Below are 6603 nucleotides of genomic sequence, written 5' to 3'. Positions count from 1 at the left end.
GCTCAGCGAAGCCGATCAGCGCAAACTCACCGAGGCGATGTGGGCGAAAGCGCGCCATGCGCTGGTCGTGATCGAGCCCGGCACGCCGGCCGGCTACGCCCGCATCCTCGCGCTGCGCCAGCAGCTGATCGCAGCTGGTGCCTTTGTCGCCGCGCCCTGTCCACACGAAAAGCCCTGCCCGCTCACTGCGCCCGACTGGTGCCATTTCTCCCAGCGCCTGCCGCGCTCCCAGGCGCACCGCCAGATCAAGGGCGCCGAGGTGCCGTTCGAGGACGAGCGCTTCATCTACGTCGCCCTGACCCGCACGCCGCCCACAACGCGCGCCGCGCGCGTGCTGGCACCGCCGGATGTCGGCAAGGCCGAGATCACGGCGAAGCTTTGCACCGGGGAAGATGTCGAACTCGCCAAGATTCCACGACGCGACAGGGCTGCCTATGCAAGTGCCCGGCGCTGGCGCTGGGGCGATGCCGTCATTGCCGAAAGTTAACCTCGATCGGCGCTTTTGCCTTGAACTCGGATGGTTCCAGATCCGACCAAGTCTTACCTCCCCTCCGCGCCGGGGGCTCTCGCCCTGCGCCATTTTGGTCTAGGCTGCGCCCGCCTCAAATCCCCTTCAGGAGTTCTCCATGTCGACCGGCTGGATCGTTCTCGGCGTCATCGTCGTTCTCGTGTTCTTGGCCTTCAGCGCCTACAACCGCCTGGTGGCGCTGGGCCAGCGCGTGGGCCAGGCCTTTGCCGATATCGACGTGCAGCTCAAGCAGCGCCATGACCTCGTCCCGAACCTGGTCGAGACGGTGAAGGGCTACGCCTCGCATGAGCGCGGCACGCTCGACGACGTCATCAAGGCGCGCAATTCGGCGATGTCGGCGCAGGGCCCGGCGCAGGTGTCCGCCGCCGAGACCCAGCTCTCCGGTGCGCTCGGCCGGCTGATCGCGCTGTCGGAGGCCTATCCCGACCTCAAGGCCAACGCCAACTTCCAGCAGCTCGCCAGCGAGCTCTCCGACCTCGAGAACAAGATCGCGGCGAGCCGCCGCTTCTTCAACAGCGCGGTCCAGGAATACAACACCGGCATCCAGCAGATGCCCGCCGCCCTGTTCGCCGGCATGTTCGGCTTCACCAAGAAGGACTTCTTCGATCTCGGCGCCAGCCGCACCGAGGTCGAGGCCGCGCCTCAGGTGAAGTTCTGATTGCTGCGTGAGCGACCTCTCACACTTCGTCATTCCGGGGCGCGTCGAAGACGCGAACCCGGAATCTCGACCGAGACACTAAGCTCTGGATTCCGGGTTCAGGCCTGCGGCCTGCCCCGGAAATGACGGGAGCTAACGGAAGCAGCCATGGCCGCGTATGGTCTCTACACGCACATCGCCTCGAACAAGTTTCGTTCGATGCTGCTGCTCGCCGGCCTGTTCGCGCTGGTCTATGTGCTGGTCTATGCCGGCGCGCTGGTGGCCGAAGTCGTCATCAACGGCAACGAGACCGTCGCCTATTATCTGAACCGCGCCTTCTACGACCTGCTCAAGGCCGCGCCCTTCGCGACGATCGCGGCTGCGGTCTGGGTCGTGATCGCCTATTTCTTCCACCAGTCGATGATCGACGCGGTGACCGGCGGCCACGACGTCACCCGGAAGGAGGAGCCGCGGCTCTACAATCTGCTCGAAAATCTCTGCATCTCGCGCGGCATCACCATGCCGAAGCTGAAGATCATGGAGAGCCCGGCGCTGAACGCGTTCGCGACCGGCCTCAATCCGCGGCAATATTCGATCACCGTCACCACCGGCCTCCTCAACGCGCTGAACGACAAGGAGATCGAGGCGGTGCTGGGCCACGAGCTGACCCACATCAAGAACGGCGATGTGCAGCTCATGGTGGTCGCCGTCATCATCGCCGGCGTGGTCGGCTTCTTCGGCGAACTGTTCTTCCGCGTGTTCACCAACTTCAGCTGGAGTTCCGGCGGCTCGTGGTCGTCGGGTTCCTCCTCGTCGTCGCGCTCGTCCTCGTCATCGAGCGACAGCAAGAGCTCCGGCGGCGGCGCCGTGATCGTGATCATCATCGCGGTCGTGCTGATCGTGGTGGCCTGGCTGATGTCGCAGGTCGTGAAGCTGGCGCTGTCGCGCTCCCGCGAATATCTCGCGGATGCCGGCTCGGTCGAGCTGACGAAGGACCCCGATGCCATGATCTCGGCGCTGCGCAAGATCGAGAACCGCGGCGAGTTGCCGGGCGCGACCTCGGCCGTGATGGAGCTCTGCGTCGACAATCCGCGCGAGGGCTTTGCCGATCTGTTCGCGACCCACCCGTCGGTGCAGTCCCGGGTCGATGCGCTGATCAAGTTCGCCGGCGGCCATGATCCAGGTCCGCTGCCGGACCCGACTGACTAGACGGAACAGCCCGAGGCGCAGGCCGCCCCGCAGAACGCCCCGCCACCGCTGTCGCAGGGACCATGGAGCGATAGAGGCAGCGCGGCCAATCCGCCGCCCGTGCCCGCGCCCGGCCCCTCCGGAACCGCGGCCGGCAACCCGATCGGGAATCCCATGGGTCCGTGGGGCCGCCACTGAGCGCGCCCCGTGGTCAGTTTCACGGCAATCTGGAAAAACCTCGGGAATTGCCGCAAGCGGGGCCTGCGGATTGAATTCTCCCTTGTTTCTGCCATGTTCGCGCCCAACAGCAGACTCGGGACATCGATTTGGGGCCCGGCCGATTGCGACCTCGCGATCGGGGGCGCGCGTTAGGGGACAGCAATGGCAAAGCCGGCAGTGGTTGTGGTGGGCGCGGACAAGGGCGGGGTCGGCAAGACCACGGTATCGCGCACCTTGCTCGATTATTTTTCCGCCAACAACGTGCCGACGCGCGCCTTCGACACGGAATCCCCGCGCGGAACGCTGAAGCGCTTCCATCCTGACATCACCGAGATCGTCGACATGACGACGACGGCCGATCAGATGAAGATCTTCGATACGCTCAACGCGACCAGCCCGTCCGTGACCGTGATTGACGTCCGCGCCGGCCTGCTCTCGCCGGCGCTCGCCTCGCTGCGCGACATCGGTTTCCTCGACGCCGCCAAGGCCGGGCAGATCACCTTCGCGGTGTTCCACATCCTGGGACCCTCGATCGCCTCGCTCGACGAAATCGCCGAGACCGCGAATTTCATGACCGGCGCAAAATATTTCCTGGTGAAGAACTTCATCAACGACACCCAGTTCTTCCAGTGGGACCAGGCGACCTACAACTCCTACTTCCACCGCATCAAGGACGCCACCGAGCTGACCATCCCCAAGCTCAACGAAATGGCCTATGAGCAGGTCGAGGTCTCCTCCGTCCCGTTCCTGAAATTCGTCGCCAACAAGGGCATGAGCGACGAGGCAGCCAACTACTCCTTCGTGCTGCGCGGCTATGTCCGGCACTGGCTGGCCAATGTCTGGAGCGAGTTCGACCGCATCCGCCTGACCGACATCGTCGGTTCGAAACCCGGCGCCCGCAGCAGCGAAAAATAGTTGCAGAGCCCGGGCTGATACGGCTGGATTGGGCGACAAGTTCGCTCAGATAATAGTTCGTGATGCCCGCGACACCCGTCTACATCATCTGCTCGCCCCGCCCGCAGGTCGGCAAGACGCTGCTGGCGCGGCTATTGAGCGAGTTCCAGCTGCTCAAGAACGGCAACGTCGCGGCCTTCGACGTCAACCTGAAGGAGCCGTCGCTGCTCGACTATTTGCCAAAGATCACCGAGACCGCCGATGTGATCGACACCTACGGCAAGATGCAGCTGATGGACCGCGTCATCGTCGATGACGGGCTTGCCAAGGTCATCGACCTCGGCTTCCACGCCTTCGACGAGTTCTTCAAGATGGCCGACGAGATCGGCCTGTTGAAGGAGGCGGCACGCCGCCATGTCGCACCCCAGATCCTGTTCGTCGCCGACACCGACCGCGTCTCGGCCCGCGCCCACGAGATGCTGCGCGAGCAGATCCCGCGGATGAACCTGATCACGGTGGACAATGAGCACATCGTGCGCGGCGAATTGCCGGCCGCAATGGGCACCGGACGGGTGTTCCGCCTGCCCGCGCTGCCCGGCTTCCTGAAGACCTATATCGACCGGCTGAACTTCTCCTTCACAGGCTATCTGCGCCAGGAGAAGGACGCCTCGACCGAGCTGCACCAGTGGACCCGGCGCAATTACCTCGCCTTCCGCGAACTCGAGCTCAACCTGATCCTGCAGCGGTCCTAGGGGAATTATTTTACCCGGATAATATTGACTGCGGAGCGGACCCCGCTTATTGAGAGCGCACGCCTCAACAAGGTCCTACCCCGTGAGCATCGACCGGAAAGCAGCCATCGCCGCCTACAAGGAGCGGAAGACCATTGCAGGCATCTTCGTCGTCCGCTGTACGGCGTCGGGCGAGGCCTGGGTCGGCCAGGCGCCCAACCTGGAGACGATCCAGAACCGCATCTGGTTCTCGCTCCGCCAGGGCAATCATATGTGTCGCAGCCTTCAGGCTGCGTGGAACGCGCATGGCGAGGCAGGCCTGACGTTTGGCGAATGCGAGCGTCTGGAGGACGAGGACACTGCCTATGTCAGGAACGCGCTCCTGAAGGAGCGCATGCTGCACTGGCAGGCGGAGCTGAAGGCCGAGGCGATTTAACGCTCTCAGTGCCCTTCGAACGTCATCAGCGTGCGCACCGGCACGTCCATCGCGCGCAGCTTGGCGGCGCCGCCGAGCTCGGGCAGGTCGATGATGAAGCAGGCGGCGACGACATTGGCGCCGATCTGGCGCAGCAGCTTCACCGCGCCTTCCGCGGTGCCGCCGGTGGCGATGAGGTCGTCGACCAGGATGACGCGTTCGCCGGGCTGGATCGCATCGACATGCATCTCCATCTCGTCGATGCCGTATTCCAGCGAGTAAGCGATGCGCACGGTGGTGTGCGGCAGCTTGCCTTTCTTGCGGATCGGCACGAAGCCGGCGGAGAGCTGGTGCGCCACGGCGCCGCCGATGATGAAGCCGCGCGCCTCCATGCCGGCGACCTTGTCGATCTTGTTGCCGGCCCAGGGGTTGACGAGCTCGTCCACCGCGCGGCGGAACGCGCGCGCATCCGCGAGCAGGGTCGTGATGTCGCGGAACATGATTCCCGGCTTGGGATAGTCGGGGATGGTGCGGACGCTCGCCTTCAGGTCGTGGTCAAAGGTCATTGGTGCCTCTCAATCAACACGCGCATCCAGCCGGAACGCGTTCTCGACAATACGCAAGCCCACCTCGCCACCGAGTGACATCAGCGATTCCGGGTGGAATTGCACGCCGGCGACCGGCAGGGTCTTGTGCTCCAGCGCCATGGCGACGCCGTCCTCGGTGCTCGCGGTCACGTTCAGCACCTCCGGCATGCTGTCGCGCTCGACATAGAGCGAGTGATAGCGGCCGATGACGATCTCGTTCGGCAGGTTGCGCATCAGCCGTCCGCCGCGCACCTGCACCCGCGAGGGCCGGCCGTGGGCGGGATGCGTGAGCTGGCCGAGCTCGCCGCCAAAATATTCGCCGATCGCCTGCACGCCGAGGCAGACGCCGAACACCGGCAGCTTGTTCGCCAGCGCCGCGTCGATCGTCTTCTTGATCCCGAAATCCTCGGGCCTGCCCGGGCCGGGCGACAGCACCAGCAAATCCCACCTCTTCTGCTTGAGCATGTCGAGCGCATGCACATAGCGGACCACGGTGACGCTGGCACCGACCTGGCGGAAATAGTCGGCGAGCATGTGCACGAAGCTGTCGTCGTGGTCGATCAGCAGCACCCGCTTGCCGCTTCCGGTCGCATCGGGCGCAAAGGTCGACAGCGGTTTCGGCGGATCGCCGCGCAGCGCCTGGAACAGCGCCGCGGCCTTGACCTGGCATTCGCGGTCTTCGGCGGCGGGATCGGAATCGAACAGACAGGTGGCGCCGACGCGCACCTCGGCGAGGCCATCCTTCATGCGGATGGTGCGGATGGTGAGGCCGGTGTTGATGCTGCCGTCGAAATTCACCGCGCCGATCGCGCCGGCATACCAGCGCCGCGGCGAGCGCTCGTGATCCTCGACGAACTGCATCGCCCACAGCTTTGGCGCACCGGTCACGGTGACCGCCCAGGCGTGGGTGAGGAAGGCATCGAGCGCGTCGAAGCCGGGGCGCAGCATGCCCTCGACGTGGTCGACCGTATGGAACAGTTTTGAGTAGGTCTCGATCTGCCGCCTGGCCAGCACCTTGATGGTGCCGGGGACGCAGACGCGCGCCTTGTCGTTGCGGTCGACGTCGGTGCACATGTTGAGCTCGAACTCGTCCTTCTCCGAGTTCAGGAGCTGGCGGATCTGCTCGGCATCGCCGATCGCATCGGTTCCGCGCGCGATGGTGCCCGAGATCGGGCAGGTCTCGACGCGGCGGCCGTCCGAGCGCACGAACATCTCGGGCGAGGCCGAGACGAGAAACTCGCCCTCGCCGAGATTCATCAGCGCGCCGTAGGGCGACGGGTTGATGACGCAGAGCCGCTGGAAGACTTCGGCCGGCGAGCGGTCGCAGGGCTCGGCGAACAGCTGTCCCGGCACGGCTTCAAAGAGATCACCGCGGGCAAAGGCCGCGCGCGCGGACACGACGG

At 65.0% G+C, this 6603-nt stretch carries 7 protein-coding genes and 1 pseudogene; 6 read left to right on the top strand and 2 right to left on the bottom strand.

The window, feature by feature from the left end; all coding sequences use genetic code 11:
- The 6 genes and pseudogenes from AC1D00_RS21160 to AC1D00_RS21135 form a co-directional block, all read left to right on the top strand.
- Positions 1-487: small ribosomal subunit Rsm22 family protein (locus AC1D00_RS21160; RefSeq protein WP_477011999.1), on the top strand; the 487-nt coding region annotated here is incomplete at its 5' end.
- Positions 488-626: 139 nt separating this feature from the next.
- Positions 627-1187 carry a LemA family protein gene (locus tag AC1D00_RS21155; RefSeq protein WP_404558506.1) on the top strand — a complete coding sequence of 187 codons (561 nt, stop codon included), beginning with the start codon at positions 627-629 and terminating at the stop codon, positions 1185-1187.
- Positions 1188-1334: 147 nt separating this feature from the next.
- Positions 1335-2552, top strand: a pseudogene (locus tag AC1D00_RS21150) (M48 family metallopeptidase).
- Between the two features lie 183 nt (positions 2553-2735).
- Positions 2736-3488 (top strand): P-loop NTPase family protein, encoded by a 753-nt coding sequence (locus AC1D00_RS21145; RefSeq protein ID WP_092187716.1) that lies wholly within the window; start codon positions 2736-2738, stop codon positions 3486-3488.
- Positions 3489-3550: 62 nt separating this feature from the next.
- Positions 3551-4219 carry a hypothetical protein gene (locus AC1D00_RS21140; protein WP_167771384.1) on the top strand — a complete coding sequence of 223 codons (669 nt, stop codon included), beginning with the start codon at positions 3551-3553 and terminating at the stop codon, positions 4217-4219.
- A gap of 82 nt (positions 4220-4301) precedes the next feature.
- Positions 4302-4634 (top strand): GIY-YIG nuclease family protein, encoded by a 333-nt coding sequence (locus AC1D00_RS21135; RefSeq protein WP_404558508.1) that lies wholly within the window; start codon positions 4302-4304, stop codon positions 4632-4634.
- 5 nt (positions 4635-4639) lie between these two features.
- Here AC1D00_RS21135 and AC1D00_RS21130 read toward each other — a convergent pair whose 3' ends face one another.
- Positions 4640-5179, bottom strand: a complete 540-nt coding sequence (locus AC1D00_RS21130) for an adenine phosphoribosyltransferase (RefSeq protein ID WP_011085277.1) — start codon at positions 5177-5179, stop codon at positions 4640-4642.
- 9 nt (positions 5180-5188) lie between these two features.
- Positions 5189-6603: anthranilate synthase component I (locus tag AC1D00_RS21125; protein ID WP_477011998.1), on the bottom strand; the 1415-nt coding region annotated here is incomplete at its 5' end.

It is taken from the genome of Bradyrhizobium sp. P2_E8, from assembly GCF_056403875.1.
This window is presented reverse-complemented; position numbering and strand designations above follow the sequence as displayed.